Origin of the sequence: Lysobacter sp. Root604 (genome assembly GCF_001427505.1) — a bacterium.
Classification (GTDB): domain Bacteria; phylum Pseudomonadota; class Gammaproteobacteria; order Xanthomonadales; family Xanthomonadaceae; genus Lysobacter.
The window spans coordinates 120,730-138,768 of record NZ_LMGS01000013.1 but is presented as its reverse complement, the minus strand read 5'-3'; the positions used below and the strand labels follow the sequence as shown (position 1 = coordinate 138,768).

Sequence of the window (18,039 nt, the reverse complement as noted above, 5' to 3'; positions counted from 1 at the left end):
ATTCCGCCCCGCAACGCCGCCGCCATGTTCGACACCGCCACCCTCGCCGCTTACCTGGTCGCCGCCGCCGTGCTGGTGCTGATTCCCGGCCCGGGCACGGCCTGGATCCTGACTCAGGCGGCGACCGGCGGCACCGCGCGCGGCGTGCGCGCCGCGTTCGGGCTGGAGACCGCCACCCTGATCCACGCCCTGGCCGCGAGCCTGGGCCTGTCGGCGCTGCTGGCGACCTCGGCGATGGCCTTCGAGGTGCTCAAGTACGCCGGCGCCGCTTATCTGATCTGGCTGGGCATCAAGGCCTGGCGCGCGCCGGCGGAGACCGCGCCCGCGGCCGACAGCGATGCGCCGGCGGTAGCCGAGCCCAACATCTACCTGCGCTCGGTGATCACCGGCGTGCTCAACCCCAAGGTCGCGCTGTTCTTCCTGGCCTTCCTGCCGCAGTTCGTGCACCCCGAGCGCGGCTACGTCTGGCTGCAGTTCCTGGTGCTGGGCGCGTTGTTGTCGCTGATCGGCTTCAGCCACAGCCTGATGCTGAGCTTCGCGGTCGGCCGCTTCGGCCGACGATTCTCCACCGGCGCCGGGCGCTGGAAGCAGCGCGTGACCGGCAGCGTGTTCATCGCCCTGGGCCTGCGCCTGGCGGTGCAGCAACGCGGCTGAGGTGAACCGCGCCGCGCCGGCCGCCGCCGGCGCGCTTGAAGCCCGCACCCTGCGCCCTCAGGTCGTGAATTCACGACCTTAACGACGGAGTTGCGCGCATGAAAACCCAGGGCTTGCTCGACCAGCTGCTGAAGACCGCCCAGAGCAGCCTTGGCGGCGGTGGGCTCGAGAGTCTGCTGGGCGGCGGCAAAGCGCCGGCGCGTTACGAGGGCAAGGAAGAAAAGCGTGGCCTATTGAATGCGGATTTCGGCAAGGGCGCGCTCGCCGGCGGCGCGCTCGGCCTGCTGCTGGGCAACAAGAAGATGCGCAAGATGGGCGGCAAGCTGGCCCTGTATGGCGGCGTGGCCGCGGTCGGCGTGCTGGCCTACAAGGCCTACGGCGAGTACCGCAAGCAACAGGACGGCAGCACCGCCGAACCGCAGACCGTGGACCGTCTGCCGCCGCCGCAGGCCGAGCTGCACAGCCAGGCCATCCTCCAGGCCCTGGTCGCCGCGGCCAAGGCCGACGGCCATATCGACGCGCGCGAACGCGAAGTGATCGAAGGCGAGTTCACCCGCATCGACAACGACCCGAACCTGCGTCAGTGGCTGCACGCCGAGCTCGAAAAGCCGCTGGATCCGGCCGAAGTGGCGCGTGCCGCCACCTCCCCGGAGATGGCCTCGGAAATGTATCTGGCCAGCCTGCTCGCGGCCGACGAGCAGAGCTTCATGGAACGCGCCTACCTGGACGAGCTGGCGCGCCAGCTCAAGATCGACGACGCCCTCAAGGCGCGCCTGGAAGCGCAGTTGCAGGACGCGCGCGAGGGCTGAGCCTCGAGACCCTGGGGTAGGAGCGGCGCAAGCCGCGACCGAGCGCCTGCGTCGCCAACGCAAGCGGCGCCGGCTTGCGTCGCTCCTACCCGGGGGTGGGGATGGGCCACGCCATCCCCCTGTGTCGCCGTTCATGCGGTCCGGGTATCGTGCGCGCATCGCCCACGGAACTTGCCGATGTCCGCCCGAGCCCGCCTCCGCCCCACTCTAGTGCGCTCCCTGCTGCTGGCCGCCGCGCTGCTGACGCTGGCGGCCTGCTCCACGCTCAATGCGGTCAGCGCCTACCTCGGCAACGAGGTCGCGTTCACCGCGCCGCAACTGCAGCAGTCCCTGAACCGCAATTTCCCCAAGCGCTACGAGAAGCTGGGCGGCCTGGTGGCGGTGACCCTGATGAATCCGCGCCTGTCGATTCCCGACGACGGCGACCGCCTGCGCCTGGACTTCGACATCGGCCTGGCCGCGCTCGGCAGCGGTTCCTCGCAGCGCCCATCCGGGCGTTTCACCCTGACCAGCGCCCTGCGCTACGACGCCGCCACCCAGGGCCTGCACCTGCGCGACCCGCGCATCGACTACGTCGACGTGCCGCAGCTGGGCGGCGTGATGACCGGCGCCTCGCGCGAACTGCTCAACGCCTGGCTCGGCGACTATGCGCGCCAGGAACCCGTCTACCGCTTCGACAACAGCCTGCTCGACAAGCTGGGTTCGCGCCGCATCGGCAGCACCCAGATCGAACACGGCCGCGTCGTCGTCCACCTCGATCGCTGACATGCGCGCATCCCGCCACCACCGCCTGCTCGCCGCCTGCCTGCTCGTATTCGCGCTAGGCGCCTGCGGCAAGCACGACGATCCCCAGGCCGGCACCGCCAACGGCGAGGCCGGCGAGCTGTTGCCGGCGCCGCAGGGCGCCAGCGGCGGCGTCACCGGCATGCCCTCGCAGCCGGGACCGGGCCAGGTCGGCCCGCCCAGCGCCGCCATCGTCGAGGAGCCGGTGCTGGACGAGAACGGCAACCCGATCCTGCCGGCCACGCCCGAAGACGGCAGCCTGCCGATCGCCGACGACGGCACGCCGCTGGTCGAGGACGGCACCGCCGTGCCCGGCGAACCCACACCGCAGGACGCGGTCGCCGTGGTGCGCGACTACTACGCCGCGATCAACGCACGCAGTTACGCCCGCGCCTATGCGCTGTGGTCCGATGGCGGCCGCGCCAGCGGCCAGTCGCCGCAGCAGTTCGCCGACGGTTTCGCCGACACCACCGGCGTATCGGTCGAGATCCTGCCGCCGGGCCGTGTCGATGCCGCCGCCGGCTCGCGGTATCTGGAAGTGCCGGTGGCGCTGACCGCGAGCCAGCGCGACGGCAGCCAGCGCAAGTATGTCGGCGCCTATGTACTGCGCCGCGCCGTGGTCGACGGCGCGGGCCCGGAGCAACGCGCCTGGCGCATCGGCAGCGCCGATCTGAGGGAAGTGAAGCCATGAAGCTGCGCACCTTGCTGGTCCCGTCCTTGCTGCTGGTGGCGCTGAGCGCTTGCGAGCGTGCCGCGCCGACCGCGAACGCGCCCGCGGCGCAGGCCGACGCGAAGCCCGCGCCGGCCGCGGCCGCGCCCGCGAGCGGACAAGCCGCGAGCGCAGCGGCCGACAGCGCCACCGCCGCCGACTTCGTGCTGCCCGGCGATTTCGCGCCCGACACCGGCCCCGACGAACTGCGCAAGCGCTATGGCGCCGCCAACGTGCGCCTGGGCAAGGTGGCCGGCGCCGAGGGCGAGGGATTCTCCGGCGTGATCCTGTTCCCCGACGATCCGACCCGTCGCGCCTATCTGTACTTCCAGAACGAGCAGAGCCTGCAGGGCCTGTCGCTGGTGCGCGTGTTCGGTCCGCAATCGAAGTGGACGCTGGACAACGGCCTGCGCGTGGGCATGCCGCTGCCCGAAATGGTCGCCCTCAACGGCAAACCGATTTCGTTCTACGGGCTGGAGTGGGACTACGGCGGCACCATCGTCGATTACCACGGCGGCAAGCTCGATGCGCGCAAGGACGAACAGGTCGGCCGCAGCGCCAGCCTGGGCCTGCGCGACAACGGCGATCAGGGCGTGCCGCAGGGCAAGACGCCGGTCGGCGAAGGCACGTATTCCAGCGACGATCCCAAGTACCCCGAGCAGGGCCAGTGGATCGTGATCTCGGAACTGTCGGTCTCGTTCCCGGGCGAAGACGATCTGTAAGCGGTGGCGCACGCGATGACGGCGCCGCGACCGCGGCTGGTGTTGGACACCAACGTCTGCCTCGATCTGTTCGTGTTCCGCGACCCGCACGCGGCCGCGCTCGCCGACGCGCTCGCCAGCGGCCGCGTCGAGGCGGTCAGCGACGCCGACTGCCGCGACGAATGGCAGCGCGTGCTCGCCTATCCCCAGCTCGGCCTGGATGCGCAGACGCAGGCGGACGCACTGCGCGCCTACGACGCCGTGGTGCGCGTTCTGGCCGACAGCGAGCGGCGCCCGCCGCCCGAGCGCGCGCTGCCGCGCTGCGCCGACCCGGACGATCAGAAGTTCCTCGAACTCGCGTACGCCGCCGATGCCAGCTGCCTGCTCAGCCGCGACCATGCGCTGACCGTGCTCGGCCGTCGCAACGCGCGCGCCGGCCTGTTCGAGATCATGACGCCGCAGGCCTGGGCCGGGGTGGACGCGTTCCGCAGCGCGCGCGCCTAGCCGCGCGACCGCCACGCGCCGGCGCGACGGCGCATGCGATACTCGGCCCATGCAAGGCGTACCCGAGCAATTCGTCCACGCCCACGACGCCGCCGAGTTCCGGCAGCCCGCGCATCGCCGCGGCATCGAGCTGTACCGCGCCCACATCGTCCGCCACGCCTTCGAGCCGCATACCCACGAAGCCTACGGCCTGGGCGCGATCGAGTCGGGCGTGGAGCGTTTCCGCTACCGCGGCAGCGATCACCTGGCGCCGCCGGATTCGCTGGTGCTGATGAACCCCGACGTGCTGCACACCGGCCGCGCCGAAACCGAGGGCGGCTGGCGTTACCGCATGGCCTATGTCGATCCCGACCTGGCCGCGGAGGTCACCGGCGAGAGCGGCTGGTGGTTCGACGAGGCGGTGCGCCACGACCCCGCCCGCGCGCGCCGCATCGGCGCGCGCCTGGACGCGTTATGGCAGGCGCGCGAGCCGCTGGCCTTCGACAGCCAGCTGGCGGCCCTGCTGGACGAGTTCCGCGCGCACGCGCGGGTGCCGCAACGCGAGCGCGCCGAGGCCGCACCGCGTTTCGCGCCGGTGCTGGATTACCTGCGCTGCCATCTGGCCGAACGCCTGAGCCTGGAACAACTGGCCGCCGTCGCCGGCCTCAGCCCCTTCCACTTCCTGCGCCGCTTCCGCGACCACTACCACGTCACCCCGCAGCAGATGCTGATGGCGCTGCGCCTGCACCAGGCCAAGCGCCGGCTCGCCGACAACATCGCGCCGGCCCAGGTCGCCGCCGAAACCGGTCTGGCCGACCAGGCCCATCTGACCCGCGCCTTCGTGCGCCGCTACGGCATCACTCCAGCGCGCTATCGCAGGCAACTGCGCGGCTGAGCGCGGCCGCAATCTCGTACAAGAATCGCCGGCCCGCGCGCGCCATGCTGCGGCCATGCTGATCGGAACCCTCTACGCGCTGTTGGCCGGCCTGATCTGGGGCCTGGTCTTCGTCGGCCCGCTGCTGCTGCCGGAGTACCCGGCCGCCCTGCAGTCGGTCGGCCGCTATCTGGCCTTCGGCCTGATCGCCCTGCCGCTGGCCTGGTTCGACCGCGCCGCCCTGCGTCAGCTCGGCCGCGCCGACTGGATCGAGGCGCTCAAGCTGTGCGCGGTCGGCAACCTGCTCTACTACCTGTGCCTGGCCAGCGCGATCCAGCGCGCCGGCGGCCCCTTGCCGACCATGATCATCGGCACCTTGCCGGTGGTGATCGCGATCGCCGCCAATCGCCGCAACGCGCAACGCGACGGCCGCCTGCCGTGGGCGCGGCTGGCGCCGTCGCTGCTGCTGATCGGCGCCGGCATCGCCTGCGTCAACCAGGTCGAACTCGACGCACTGCTCAACGATGCGGACGCCGACCTCACGCGCTATCTCAGCGGCGGCCTGCTCGCGATCGGCGCGCTGATCTGCTGGACCTGGTACCCGCTGCGCAACGCCGACTGGCTGCGCGCGCATCCGGGCCGCAACCCACGCACCTGGGCGACCGCGCAGGGCCTGGCGACCCTGCCCCTGGCCTTGCTGGGTTACGCCGCGCTGTGGGGCGGCAGCGCGGCGCTCGGCAGCGACTTCGCGATGCCGTTCGGCCCGCGGCCGGCGTTCTTCATCGGCCTGATGGTCGCGATCGGTTTGCTCGCGTCCTGGGTCGGCACCTTGTGCTGGAACGAAGCCAGCCAACGCCTGCCGACCGCGCTGGCCGGGCAGCTGATCGTGTTCGAAACCCTGTTCGCGCTGGCCTACGCCTTCATCCTGCGCGGCGCGATGCCGCGCCCGCTGACCCTGGCGGGCATCGGTCTGTTGATCGCCGGCGTGCTGTGGGCTTTGCGGGTGAAGCCGGTGCCGGTCGCACCCGCGCCCTGAGGACGGGGCCTCAGATCTCGAAGCGGTACGACAGCTTGATCAGCAACTGCTCGCTGTCGCGCAGGTCGAAGGCGTCGCCGAACTCGCTGCCGGCGCTGCCCTGCAGATTCAGGCCTTCCTCGAACAGATCGCCGCCGCGCACGTAGGCGATGTACAGGTGCGACAGCGGCGCCAGCTCGTAGCGGTAGCGGATCTGGAAGCCCAGATTGCGCAGGTTGAAGTTCGGAATCGACTCGTTGACCTTGAGCGGGCGGCCGTCGGCGGCGACGCGATAGGCCTGGCGGCTGTGCGCGTCCAGGCCGATCGCCTCCAGGCGCACGCGCAGTTCCTGCTTGTCGTCGATCAGCCACACCGAACCGGCGTTCAGCGAAATCATGTCGGAGCGGAAGCTGCCGAGCAGATTGCCGCCGCGCCACAGCAGCCAGTCCGGGTTGTGCGAGATCTCCATGCCGCTGAAGAAGCTCAGGCGGTCGTTGACGTGATAGCGCGGCTCGAAGTACAGCCGCGACTTGCCCTCGTCCATGCCGCCCAGGCCCTCGGCCGCGTACTGGGCTTCGCCGTAGAAGGCCCAGCGCCCGTCGTTCTGACGCGGGCGGAAGCGTTCGAAGTACAGGTACAGCTTGGAGGGCACGTCGACCACGCCGTTGCCGCGCGTGATCAGGTCGTCGTGACCGGCGCTCCAGGCCGCGATCTCGACGAACTGGTTGCCGCCGTCGCGCAGATCGCTGCGGCGGTTGATCGCGCCGGCGTCGGCGATGTGCACGCCTTGGTCGTTGTAGCGGCGCGAGACCGCGTAGTGCCAGTCGTGGCCGGCGTACGGCGACGAGGCCGGCAGGTCGGTCACGCGCCGGCCGAGGTCGTAGCGCAGGTAGTTGAAGTTGTTGCGCTCGAGATAGCCGAAGTCGTTGAGCTGCAGGTCGCGCCCCAGGTGCACCATGTACAGCTGGTGGCGCCAGCTATTGCCCATGTCGTAATCCATGCGCAACTGGGCGCCGCTGTCGCGCACGCCGACGCCGCCCTGATCGACGTTGGAGCCGACCAGGGTGCTGCGGATCGACCACTGCGAATTCGGGGTCCAGCGGTGGTCGAACTCGTACACCGTCGCTTCGCGGTCCAGGAAGGGCCGGTTCACGCGCGTGACCATCGCGCCCACGCCTTGTTCGGCGAAGTCGCGGGTGGCGCGCACCGCATAGAAGTCGCGCCCGACCTCGTCGGCCTCGTTGGCCGCGAACACGCCGTAGTTGAAGCCGCCGGCGCTGCCGTTGACCTTGATCGCGGCGGTGACGTCGCCGGAACCGACGCCGTCGTCGTTGCGGCCGCCGACGCGACGGGTGTAGATCAGACGGCTGTTGTTGTTGAGCGAACCGAAGGGCACGTCGAAGAAGCCCTGGTTCTCGGTGAAGAACGGGCGCTTGTCGCTGAAGAAGGTCTCGGTGGCGCTGAAGTTGACCGTGAGCTCGTCGCTCTCGACCTGGCCGAAGTCGGGATTGAGCGTGGCGCTGAGCTGGAAGCGGCCGTTGGGTTTCCAGAACAGATCGACACCGCCGTCGAAATCGCTGCCCTTGCCGACCGCGTCGTAGACGCCGGACACGTAGGGCGTGATCGCGAGCAGGGACTGGCTGTAGGCCGGCACCTCGACGCGCTCGAACGCGCTCAGGAAGCGGCTTTCGGTGTAGCCCACCGCCGGCCACGAGGCGCGCTCGCCGGTGGCGCCGATCACGCGATCCAGCGACACGCCGATCGTGCGCTTGCCGTCGCTGGGCGCGCGCATCGGCGCGATATGCCAGGGGATCAGCATCTCGGCGTACCAGCCCTGGTCGTCCTCGCTGGTGGCGTGACGCCAGTCGCCGTCCCAGTCGTCGTTGAACTGGTTCTCGTTGGTGAGGGTGGTGTCGATGATGCTGTTGGACAGCAGCACGGTGAAGTTGTAGCCGTTGCGGCCGTCGCCGTCGAAATCGACGTACAGGTTGACCCGGTCCATCGGCCCGCCCTGGTCGCGTTGGGCGAACTGGCGCCGGCGCGGAATGCTGCTGGGCTGGGTGTTGCGGAAGCCGATCGCCAGGCCCTCGGGGGTGGCCAGCAGCAGCGCCTCGGTCGGCTGCGGCGCGGGCGCGCGCGACAAGGGCTGGGTCAGGCGGAAGTCGGTGATGCGCTGCGCGCCCTCCCACTCGGCGGGATCGAGGCGGCCGTCGATTTCGACCGCCTGCGCCAGTGGCGCGGCGCCGGCGAGCGCGGCGAGGATGGCCAGGGTCAGGGGTGCGCGCATGGCGGATGCCTCGATACTGATGGGGTTGGCCGCCGCAAACCGCAGCGCGGGCGTCGGGCATCGATGGGATGCGAACGCCTGCCGAAAGGTTGCGTGTGGTGCTGGCCCTGGCGGTTGCGCAGCCCGAGCGTGGCGAAGCCTAGACGGCGTGCGCCGGGTTACCGCATGGCAAAAGTCATGGCAACCATCGGCAGGGTTTGCGCATCCGTCGTTGGCACGGATCCTGCCTCGTCGCGGTGCGCGCGAGCGCGGGCGCTTGTTTCAAGGCGCGGTGGCGTCGTGGGATACGAACGCGACCTCGCCGGTCGGCAGTTCCAGCCATTCCGGATGCGCCAACGCACGCGCGATGTCGGCTTGACCAGACAGCCAGTGTTCACGCATCGCGACCCGGCCGAACTGATAGTCCTTGAAGTGGCCGATGCGCGCGCGTTCGCGATAGATCAGGTGGATCACGCTGTAGCGGCGGTCGCAGGCCAGTTCGGCCGCGTACAGCGCCCAGGGGTTGCGGCGGCGCACGTCCTCGGGGATCTCCTCCAGCAGCTCGCGCAACAGCCGGCGGTAATGCTGCTGCACGCGTTGGATGTCGGTGATCAGGCGGGTACGGCTGGAGTACTGGATCTCCTTCTGCCGCTCGGCCACGTCCAGCAGGGTCTGCGGCAGCTCGCCCTGCGCGCTCCACAGGTCGACCTGGAACACCAGGGTGTCGCGGCGCGGCTCGCTGGCCAGCACCTGCGACAGCGGCGTGTTCGAGACCAGGCCGCCGTCCCAGTAGTACTCGCCGTCGATCTCCACCGCCGGAAACGCCGGCGGTAGCGCGCCCGAGGCCAGGATGTGCCGGGCGTCCAGGCGCATCTGGGTGTTATCGAAGTACTCCAGGTTGCCGGTGCGCACGTTGACCGCGCCCACCGACACCCGGATGCCGCCGTCGTTGAGACGGTCGAAATCGACCATGCGCTCCAGCGTCGCGATCATCGGCGCGGTGTCGTACCAGCTGGCCGTGGCCGGACCTGAGGCCGCCAACGGATCCCAGCCGCGCGGCCGGTAGAAGCCGCGCTGGCCCTCGACCAGCGCGCGCCAGGCTTCCCAGGTGTCCAGCCAGGCGCGCAGGTCGTCGCCGAGACCGGCGTAGCGTGCCTCCTGGCCCAAGGTGGTCGCCGGCAGCAGGGTCGGCTGCGAGATCGTGTCCCAGAACTCGCGCAGCGCCTGGACCCGCCGCCCGGGCGGATTGCCGGCCACGATCGCGGTGTTGAACGCGCCGATCGAGATGCCGGCCAGCCAGTCAGGCGCGATGCCGGCCTCGTCCAGGCCCTGATAGACCCCGGCCTGGTAGGCGCCCAAGGCGCCGCCGCCCTGCAGCACCAGAGCGGTGCGTTCGGGGCGGCGTTGCGGCGGCGGCAGCCCGGCCGGCTTTGCCGCGCGCTTGCGCGACGCCGTCTTGCGCGGCGCCGAAGAGGAACGCTTGCCCGGGGGACTCGCCATCGGGCGACCTTACTGCATGTACCAGCCGTGGCTGACCACGATGCTCTGCCCGGTCAGGGCCGCGCTCGGGAACTCGGACAGGAAGCGCACGGTCTTGGCCACGTCCTCGACGGTGGTGAACACGCCGTCGACGGTGTTGCCCAGCATCACCTTGCGGATCACCTCGTCCTCGCTGATGCCCAGCTCCTTGGCCTGCTCCGGGATCTGCTTGTCGACCAGCGGAGTGCGCACGAAGCCGGGGCAGACCACGTGGCTGCGCACGCCGTGCTTGGCGCCTTCCTTGGCCAGCACCCGCGCCAGCCCGAGCAGGCCGTGCTTGGCGGTGACGTAGGCCGACTTCAGCGGCGAGGCCTCGTGCGAATGCACCGAGCCCATGTAGATCACGATGCCGCCCTTGTCGCCCCGGTACATGTGCGGCAGCACCGCCTTGGTGGTCAGGAAGGCGCCGTCGAGGTGGATCGCCAGCATCTTCTTCCAGTCGCCGAAGGCGTAGTTCTCGATCGGATTGACGATCTGGATGCCGGCGTTGGAAATCAGGATATCGACGCCGCCCAGTTCGGCGACCACGCGCGCGATGCCGGCGTCGACCGCGGCCTCGTCGGTGACGTCCATGGCCACGCCGATCGCGCGGCCGCCGGCGGCGACGATCTCGTCGGCCACGGCTTGGGCACCGGCCTGGTTGAGGTCGGCGATCGCGATCGCGGCGCCGGCGCGGGCCAGCTCATGGGCGATTTCCTTGCCGATGCCGCTGGCGGCTCCGGTGACGACGGCGACCTGGCCTTGGATCGAACTCATGACGACTCCTGGGAATGCGGATGGGGGCGCGCCGGCAGCGGACGCGAAAGCGGCCATTGTCGCCGCCCTGCGTTATCGCGGCGTTGCGGCGCGGGACCGCAGTGTCCCGCGAGCGCGGCGCGGGCGGCCATCGGCCATTGGTACCAGCCGGCCGGCCCCGCGCCGCGGACGTGTCCGGCGCAGGAACGAGGCCCGCTTTCTACAGGAGCGGCGCCAGGCGAACGCGCTTCCTGTGGGAGCGGCGCCAGGCGAGCGCGCTTCCTGTGGGAGCGGCGTGAGCCGCGATCGCGACACCGCGAACGCGTCGCAGGCATGGGTGCCGGCGCGACATCGCGCCTTCGTCGCTGGTCAGGAGGCGCGGTCGCGGCTCATGACCCAAGGAAATCCCTGTGGGACGCCGCTCCTACCCCAAAGCAGGCACTACCGTGCTGACGCGCGCCCCACTCAATCCTTCTTGGACTTCTTCTTGTCCTTCTTTTTCTTCTTGTCCTTGTCCTTCTTCTTTTTCTTCTTGTCTTTCTTGTCCTTCTTCGGCTGCAGCATCGTGCCGGTGCAGTTCTCCGAGCCGCAGCGGCACTCCCAGATCTGCTTCAGGCGCTTGGTGTGCTTCTCGGCCAGGGTGATGCCGTAGTTGTAGGACAGCTCCTCGCCCGGCGCGATCGCGCGGATGGCCTCGATGAAGACCCGGTCCTGGCGGCGGTCGTCGCCCTCGTCCTCGTCCAGCACGGCTTCGCAGTTGGGCGCGCAGCTGTGGTTGATCCAGCGCGCGCTGTTGCCTTCGAAGTTGGCGTCGATCACGTACTCGTCGTTGAGCGTGAACAGAAAGGTGTGGCCGGAGTCGGTGTCGCCGGAATCGCCCGCGTCGACCTCCTCGTGGGTGCGGCGGCGGCCTTTGTATTCGATTACGCGTTCGCCCTTGGCGATCGGGGTGACGGCGAATACGCCGTTGCCGTGGATGGCGGAACGACGGGCGGCGATCTTGCGCGGCATGCGGTAATCCAGAAGAGACGTCCGCGCATTTTGACCGCAAACGCGCGTCCGCGGCCATCGTGGTCGCGGACGCGTGCGCGAACGCGACGCGAGCCGCATTGCGCGGCCCCGTGGAGTCGCCTCCTGCACGGGATGCCGCGTCGCGTCGACCAGGTCGATATCCCCAAGGCCGCCGCAAGCCCCGGCTGCGCCGCCTCGACGCGCGCTTGCCGCCCTACCTGGCGCGAACGGATCTCCGTCCCAGCGCCGCTCCATCGCCCCTCGCCCCGCCACGTCCCGCCCCGCTGCAACCCGCCCAAACCGGTCTGCCCGCCCGGAGCGCCCCAACGCCCCGTCCGGCAAGGGGCGCGCCCCCGCCCCTGAACCGCCTGAATGCGGGCGCTGGCCCCGTCGGGCCGGAAACCGTACAATTCCGGTACGGATTAAACCGACACCCACGCCGATGCTCCGCGTCACCAAGCTCACCGACTACGCGACGGTCGTTCTGACCGTGCTCGCCGCCCAATTGGACGGCGTGCCCGATGCCGTGCTCAGCGCTTCCGAGCTGGCCGAGCGCGCCGGCCTGGAGACGCCGACGGTGAGCAAGCTGCTCAAGCCGCTGGCCCAGGCCGGCCTGGTCGAAGGCTTCCGCGGCGCCAACGGCGGCTACCGCCTGGCCCGCCCGGCCGAGCAGATCGGCCTGATCGAAATCGTCGAGGCCATGGAAGGTCCGCTCGGCATGACCGAGTGCAGCGTCCACGCCGGCAATTGCGGCATCGAACAGCAGTGCGGCGTGCGCGCCAACTGGCGCCGCATCAACGACGTCGTGGTCGAGGCCCTGCGCAGCGTGACCCTGGCGCAGATGCTGGCCCCGCCCGTGCCCCCGCCCGAACCCGACACCAGGCGCATCGCTTTGCGCCTGGCCAACGCATAGACAGTAGGCAGCCCCCATGGCCACCGACATCATCGAACAGACCTCCGTCGCGCCCGCCGCAGCGGATCTCGCCAACCGCGAGATCCACGAGCAGCTGGGCCGCCGCTACGAGGCCGGTTTCGTCACCGACATCGAATCCGACAGCCTGCCGCCGGGCCTGAACGAGGACATCATCCGCGCGCTTTCGGCCAAGAAGGACGAACCGGAGTGGATGACCGAATGGCGCCTGGCCGCGTACCGGCACTGGCTGACCATGCCGATGCCGCACTGGGCCAAGCTCAACATCGCCCCTATCGACTTCCAGGGCGTGAGCTACTACTCCGCGCCCAAGGCCAAGTACGCCTCGCTGGACGAGGTGCCGCAGGAGCTGATCGACACCTACGACAAGCTCGGCGTGCCGCTGCACGAGCGCGCCAAGCTGGCCGGTGTCGCGGTGGACGCGGTGTTCGACTCGGTCTCGGTCGGCACCACCTACCGCAAGGAACTGGCCGACAAGGGCATCGTGTTCTGCTCGATGTCCGAAGCCATCCGCGAGTACCCGGACCTGGTCCGCAAGTACCTGGGCAGCGTGGTCCCCACCCACGACAACTATTTCGCCGCGCTCAACTCGGCGGTGTTCTCCGACGGCAGCTTCGTGTTCATCCCCAAGGGCGTGCGCTGCCCGATGGAACTGAGCACCTACTTCCGCATCAACGCCATGGGCACCGGCCAGTTCGAGCGCACCCTGATCGTGGCCGAGGACAAGAGCTACGTCAGCTACCTGGAAGGCTGCACCGCGCCGATGCGCGACGAGAACCAGCTGCACGCGGCGGTGGTCGAGCTGGTCGCGCTGGAAGACGCCGAGATCAAGTATTCCACGGTGCAGAACTGGTACCCGGGCGACGAGAACGGCGTCGGCGGCATCTACAACTTCGTCACCAAGCGCGGCGAATGCCGCGGCGCGCGCAGCAAGATCAGCTGGACCCAGGTCGAAACCGGTTCGGCGATCACCTGGAAGTACCCGTCCTGCGTGCTGCTGGGCGACGACTCCAGCGGCGAGTTCTATTCGGTCGCGCTGACCCACCACCGCCAGCAGGCCGACACCGGCACCAAGATGATCCACGTCGGCAAGCGCACCAAGTCCAAGATCGTCAGCAAGGGCATCAGCGCCGGCCGCGGCCAGAACACCTACCGCGGCCTGGTCAAGGTAGAGCGCAGCGCCGAGGGCGCGCGCAACCACACCCAATGCGACAGCCTGCTGATCGGCAAGAAGTGCGGCGCGCACACCTTCCCCTACATCGAGGTGCGCCACCCCAACGCCACCGTCGAGCATGAGGCCACCACCTCCAAGATCAGCGACGACCAGTTGTTCTATTGCCGCAGCCGCGGCATCGGCGAGGAAGACGCGGTCTCGATGATCGTCGACGGCTTCTGCAAGTCGGTGTTCAAGGAACTGCCGATGGAGTTCGCGGTGGAGGCCAAGAAGTTGTTGGAAGTGAGCCTGGAAGGCTCGGTCGGCTGACGATGTTGCTTTGCCCTTCTCCCGCCCGCGGTAGAAGGTGCCCGAAGGGCGGATGAGGGCAAGCGGACCCCGCGGCCCTCACCCCAACCCCTCTCCCGCAAGCGGGAGAGGGGCTAAAAGCGGCCTCTCGGCAATCGGGGCGCCGCTCAACCACTGGATACGAAAAGATGCTGAAGATCGAAAACCTCCACGTCCGCGTCGCCGGCAAGGACATCCTCAAGGGCCTCTCGCTGGAATTGCAGCCGGGCCAGGTGCATGCGGTCATGGGCCCCAACGGCGCCGGCAAGTCGACCCTGGGCAACGTCATTGCCGGGCGCGAGGGCTACGAGGTGGTCGAGGGCTCGGTCACCTTCCAGGGCCGCGACCTGCTGGCGCTGGAGCCGGAAGAGCGCGCCGCCGCAGGCGTGTTCCTGGCTTTCCAGTACCCGGTCGAGATCGCCGGCGTCAACAACACCTATTTCCTGCGCGCCGCGCTCAACGCCCAGCGCAAGGCCCGCGGCGAGACCGAGCTGGACTCGATCCAGTTCCTCAAGCTGGTGCGCCAGAAGCTGGCCGTGCTGCACCTGAAGGACGAACTGCTCAACCGCGGCGTCAACGAAGGCTTCAGCGGCGGCGAGAAGAAGCGCAACGAGATCTTCCAGATGGCGGTGCTGGAGCCCAAGCTGGCGATCCTGGACGAAACCGACTCCGGCCTGGACATCGACGCCCTCAAGAACGTGGCCGAGGGCGTCAACGCCCTGCGCGCGCCCGACCGCGCCTTCCTGGTGATCACCCACTACCAGCGCCTGTTGGACTACATCAAGCCCGACGTGGTGCATGTGCTCGCCGACGGCCGCATCGTCGAGAGCGGCGGGCCGGAGCTGGCGCTGGAGCTGGAGGCGCACGGCTACGCCTGGCTCAAGGACCGCATCGCGCCGACCGCGGTGGCCTGACATGAGCGCCCTGCTCGACTCCTTCTCCGACGCTCTGACGCCGCTGCTGGCGCGCCAGCAGTACCACGGCCTGCGCCGCGTGCAGGCGATGGAAGCCGCGCTGCAAGCCGGCCTGCCGCATGCGCGCAGCGAAGCCTGGAAGTACACCCCGCTGCGCAACCTGGAGCGCCGTCGCTATGCCGCACCGCAGCCCGGCGTCTTCGATGCCGCCCTGCTGGCGACGATTCCGGCGCCGCGCCTGGTGTTCAACAACGGCCGCTACGACGACGCGCTGTCCGACCTGAGCGGTCTGGCCGCCGGGGTCTCGCTGCAGCCGCTGTCGCAATTGCTCGCGGACGAGGACGCGCGCGCCTCCAACTTTCTTGAACGCCGCTACGAACGTCCGGAAGAAGTCTTCGCCCGCGTGAATGCCGCACTGGCCGAAGACGGCGCCGTGCTCAAGGTCGCTAGCGGTGCGCAAGGCGGCACGGTACGGCTGGTCTTCGTGGGCGCGCCGGCGCAAGGCGGCGACGCGGCCTGGCATCTGCGCAACTTGATCGAACTGCAGGAAGGCGCTTCGCTGAGCGTGATCGAGCATCAGCTCGGCGGCGGCGAGCATAGCCACCTGGGCAACAGCCTCAGTCACGTGCATCTGTCGCCGCGCGCGACGCTCGCGCATGCGCGGGTGCAGGACGAAGCCACTGGCGCCGTGTCGATCGCGCGCACCGACGCCGTGCTCTCGCGCGAGTCGGTCTATCGCCGCCTCGATCTGGAACTGGGCGCGGCGCTGTCGCGTCACGAACTCAACGTCGCCCTGCACGGCGAAGCCGCGCAGCTGCATGCCAACGGCGTGCTGCTGGCGACCGGCAAGCGTCACCTCGATACCCGCCTGGGCATCGACCACGTCGGCCGCGACAGCCGCTGCGACCTGGTCTGGCGCGGCATGGCCGCCGGCCGTTCGCGCGCCGCCTTCCATGGCGGCATCCTGATCCGCGAAGGCGCCGACGGCACCGCCGCGATGCTGTCGAACAAGAACCTGCTGCTGTCCGAGGGCGCCGAGATCGACACCCAGCCGGTGCTGGAGATCCATGCCGACGAGGTCCAGGCCGCGCACGGCGCGACCGTCGGCCAGCTCGACGCCAACGCCCTGTTCTATCTGCGCTCGCGCGGCCTGCCCGCCGAGCAGGCGCGCTCCCTGCTGACGGCGGCGTTCTGTCGCGAAACCCTGTCCGTGTTCGACGACGCCGAGCTACGCGCCGCCCTGGAAACGCGTCTGGACGCGGCCCTGAACGGCCTGGACGAGGGCGCTGCCGCATGAACGCCCCCGCCGTCGCCATCGACTGGAACGCCGTACGCGCCGACTTCCCGCTGCTCACGCGCGAAGTCCACGGCAAGCCGTTGATCTACCTCGACTCGGCCAACACCGGCCAGAAACCCGAAGCGGTGATCGCGGCGGTCGACGACTTCTACCGCCGCCACAACGCCAACGTCAGCCGCGCCGTGCACGCGCTGGGCACCGAGGCCACCGAGGCCTACGAGGGCGCCCGCACCAAGCTGGCCAAGTTCCTCAACGTGCGCGCCGACGAGCTGGTGCTGTGCAGCGGCACCACCTTCGCGCTGAACCTGGTCGCCTATTCCTGGGCACTGCCGCGGCTGCGGCCCGGCGACGCGATCGTGCTCACGCGCATGGAGCACCACGCCAACATCGTGCCCTGGCAGTTGGTCGCCCAGCGCACCGGCGCCACCATCAAGGTCGCCGAGATCGACGAGCTCGGCCAGCTGGACCTGCCCCAGCTGTATTCGCTGCTGACCCCGGAAGTGAAGCTGCTGGCCCTGACCCACGTCTCCAACGTGCTGGGCACGGTCAATCCGGTGCGCGAAATCTGCCGCGAGGCGCGCAAGCGTGGCATCGTCAGCGTGATCGACGGCTCGCAGGCCGCGCCGCACCGCGCGCTAGACATCGCCGCGATCGGCTGCGATTTCTACGCGATCACCGGTCACAAGATGAACGGCCCCACCGGCACCGGCGCGCTGTGGGCGCGCCGCGAGCACCTGGCGCAGATGCCGCCCTTCCTCGGCGGCGGCGAGATGATCAAGGAAGTGCGCTTCGAAGGCACGGTGTTCAACGATGCGCCGCACAAGTTCGAGGCCGGCACCCCCAACATCGCCGGCTTCGTCGGCCTCGGCGCGGCGGTGGACTACCTGTCGGCGCTGGGCATGAACCACATCGAAGCGCGCGAGCAGGCCCTGCTCGACTACGCCACCCGCGCGCTGTCGGAGGTGCCCGGCCTGCGCATTTTCGGCCGCGCGCCGGAGAAGGCGGCGGTGATCAGTTTCCTGGTCGAGGGCGCGCACGCGCACGACCTGGCCACCCTGCTCGACCTGGAAGGCGTGGCGATCCGTTCCGGCCACCACTGCGCCCACCCGCTGATGCATCATTTCGGGGTGCCGGCGACCTGCCGCGCCTCGCTGGCTTACTACAATACGTTCGACGAAGTCGACGCCTTCGTCGCCGCTTTGAACAAGGTACGCACGCTGCTCGCATGAACGACACGCCCCTGAGTTTCCGCCCCGCCACCCATGCCGATACCGACGCCCTGATCGCGCTGGTCGAGTCCGCCTATCGCGGCGACAGCAGCCGGGTCGGCTGGACCACCGAGGCCGACCTGCTCGGCGGCCGCCGCACCGGCGCCGACGACATTTCCGAGTGCATCGACCGCGCGCACAGCGTGCTGCTGATCGCCGAGCGCGCCAGCGCCGACGGCGGCACGCCGGAGCTGCTGGCTTGCGCGCATGTCGCGGTCGAGGATGGCGCCGGCTACTTCGGCCTGTTCTCGGTGCGCCCGAACCTGCAGGGCGGCGGCATCGGCAAGATCGTACTCAACGAGGCCGAGCGCATCGCGCGCGAGGACTGGAAGCTGCCGGCGATGCGCATGACCGTGATCGACGCCCGCGAGGAACTGATCGCGTACTACGTGCGCCGCGGCTACCGCCGCACCGGCATCATCAAGCCGTTCCCCTACGGCGACGCGCGCTTCGGCTTGCCCAAGCGCGACGATCTGCGTTTCGAAGTTCTGGAAAAATTGTTTTAAGAACTGGGATTGGGGATTAGAGATTCGCAAGAGCCGCTCTTTC

General features: G+C 69.5%; 17 protein-coding genes and 1 pseudogene. 14 read left to right on the top strand and 4 right to left on the bottom strand.

What is annotated here, in order from left to right; all coding sequences use genetic code 11:
• Positions 1-24: 24 nt before the first annotated feature.
• The 8 genes from ASD69_RS20360 (at position 25) to ASD69_RS20325 (ending at position 6,049) form a co-directional block, all read left to right on the top strand.
• On the top strand, positions 25-654 hold the full coding sequence (locus ASD69_RS20360; RefSeq protein ID WP_056182981.1) for a LysE family translocator: 630 nt from the start codon (positions 25-27) through the stop codon (positions 652-654).
• Between the two features lie 98 nt (positions 655-752).
• Positions 753-1,463: a tellurite resistance TerB family protein gene (locus ASD69_RS20355; RefSeq protein WP_056182977.1), complete on the top strand. Its 711-nt coding sequence runs from the start codon at positions 753-755 to the stop codon at positions 1,461-1,463.
• A gap of 177 nt (positions 1,464-1,640) precedes the next feature.
• Positions 1,641-2,228, top strand: coding sequence for a DUF1439 domain-containing protein (locus ASD69_RS20350; protein ID WP_056182974.1), 588 nt, complete (start codon positions 1,641-1,643; stop codon positions 2,226-2,228).
• A gap of 1 nt (position 2,229) precedes the next feature.
• Positions 2,230-2,937, top strand: coding sequence for a hypothetical protein (locus tag ASD69_RS20345; protein WP_056182969.1), 708 nt, complete (start codon positions 2,230-2,232; stop codon positions 2,935-2,937).
• Positions 2,934-3,677: a hypothetical protein gene (locus ASD69_RS20340; protein ID WP_056182966.1), complete on the top strand. Its 744-nt coding sequence runs from the start codon at positions 2,934-2,936 to the stop codon at positions 3,675-3,677. Before ASD69_RS20345 ends, ASD69_RS20340 begins: the two co-directional genes overlap by 4 nt.
• A gap of 15 nt (positions 3,678-3,692) precedes the next feature.
• Complete coding sequence (locus tag ASD69_RS20335) at positions 3,693-4,160, top strand: putative toxin-antitoxin system toxin component, PIN family (RefSeq protein WP_056182963.1); 468 nt, start codon at positions 3,693-3,695, stop codon at positions 4,158-4,160.
• 49 nt (positions 4,161-4,209) lie between these two features.
• On the top strand, positions 4,210-5,034 hold the full coding sequence (locus tag ASD69_RS20330; protein ID WP_056182960.1) for an AraC family transcriptional regulator: 825 nt from the start codon (positions 4,210-4,212) through the stop codon (positions 5,032-5,034).
• A gap of 55 nt (positions 5,035-5,089) precedes the next feature.
• Positions 5,090-6,049, top strand: coding sequence for a DMT family transporter (locus ASD69_RS20325; RefSeq protein ID WP_056182957.1), 960 nt, complete (start codon positions 5,090-5,092; stop codon positions 6,047-6,049).
• Between the two features lie 10 nt (positions 6,050-6,059).
• On the opposite strand, the gene ASD69_RS20320 is transcribed toward ASD69_RS20325, so the two are convergent.
• The 4 genes and pseudogenes from ASD69_RS20320 to ASD69_RS20305 all read right to left on the bottom strand — a co-directional run.
• Entirely contained in the window at positions 6,060-8,315 is a 2,256-nt protein-coding gene (locus tag ASD69_RS20320) for a DUF5916 domain-containing protein (RefSeq protein ID WP_056182955.1), read from the bottom strand.
• Positions 8,316-8,576: 261 nt separating this feature from the next.
• Entirely contained in the window at positions 8,577-9,794 is a 1,218-nt protein-coding gene (locus ASD69_RS20315; RefSeq protein ID WP_056182953.1) for a patatin-like phospholipase family protein, read from the bottom strand.
• A 9-nt stretch (positions 9,795-9,803) separates the two neighbouring features.
• The gene (locus ASD69_RS20310) at positions 9,804-10,589 is read right to left on the bottom strand and encodes a 3-hydroxybutyrate dehydrogenase (protein WP_056182948.1); all 786 of its coding nucleotides are present in this window, start codon (positions 10,587-10,589) and stop codon (positions 9,804-9,806) included.
• A gap of 525 nt (positions 10,590-11,114) precedes the next feature.
• Positions 11,115-11,579, bottom strand: a pseudogene (locus tag ASD69_RS20305) (SET domain-containing protein-lysine N-methyltransferase); the annotation flags it as partial.
• A 442-nt stretch (positions 11,580-12,021) separates the two neighbouring features.
• On the opposite strand from ASD69_RS20305, the gene ASD69_RS20300 reads away from it, so the two are divergent.
• The 6 genes from ASD69_RS20300 to ASD69_RS20275 all read left to right on the top strand — a co-directional run bounded on the left by ASD69_RS20300 (position 12,022) and on the right by ASD69_RS20275 (position 17,996).
• Entirely contained in the window at positions 12,022-12,492 is a 471-nt protein-coding gene (locus tag ASD69_RS20300; protein ID WP_056182946.1) for an SUF system Fe-S cluster assembly regulator, read from the top strand.
• 16 nt (positions 12,493-12,508) lie between these two features.
• Positions 12,509-13,993, top strand: coding sequence for a Fe-S cluster assembly protein SufB (gene sufB, locus ASD69_RS20295; protein ID WP_056182942.1), 1,485 nt, complete (start codon positions 12,509-12,511; stop codon positions 13,991-13,993).
• A 167-nt stretch (positions 13,994-14,160) separates the two neighbouring features.
• Positions 14,161-14,925 (top strand): Fe-S cluster assembly ATPase SufC, encoded by a 765-nt coding sequence (sufC, locus tag ASD69_RS20290; RefSeq protein WP_056182938.1) that lies wholly within the window; start codon positions 14,161-14,163, stop codon positions 14,923-14,925.
• A gap of 88 nt (positions 14,926-15,013) precedes the next feature.
• Positions 15,014-16,222: a Fe-S cluster assembly protein SufD gene (gene sufD / locus ASD69_RS20285; protein ID WP_235567284.1), complete on the top strand. Its 1,209-nt coding sequence runs from the start codon at positions 15,014-15,016 to the stop codon at positions 16,220-16,222.
• Positions 16,219-17,451 (top strand): cysteine desulfurase, encoded by a 1,233-nt coding sequence (locus ASD69_RS20280; RefSeq protein ID WP_056182932.1) that lies wholly within the window; start codon positions 16,219-16,221, stop codon positions 17,449-17,451. Before sufD ends, ASD69_RS20280 begins: the two co-directional genes overlap by 4 nt.
• Positions 17,448-17,996: a GNAT family N-acetyltransferase gene (locus ASD69_RS20275; RefSeq protein ID WP_056182930.1), complete on the top strand. Its 549-nt coding sequence runs from the start codon at positions 17,448-17,450 to the stop codon at positions 17,994-17,996. The genes ASD69_RS20280 and ASD69_RS20275 overlap by 4 nt, the downstream gene beginning before the upstream one ends.
• The last annotated feature ends 43 nt before the right edge of the window (positions 17,997-18,039 follow it).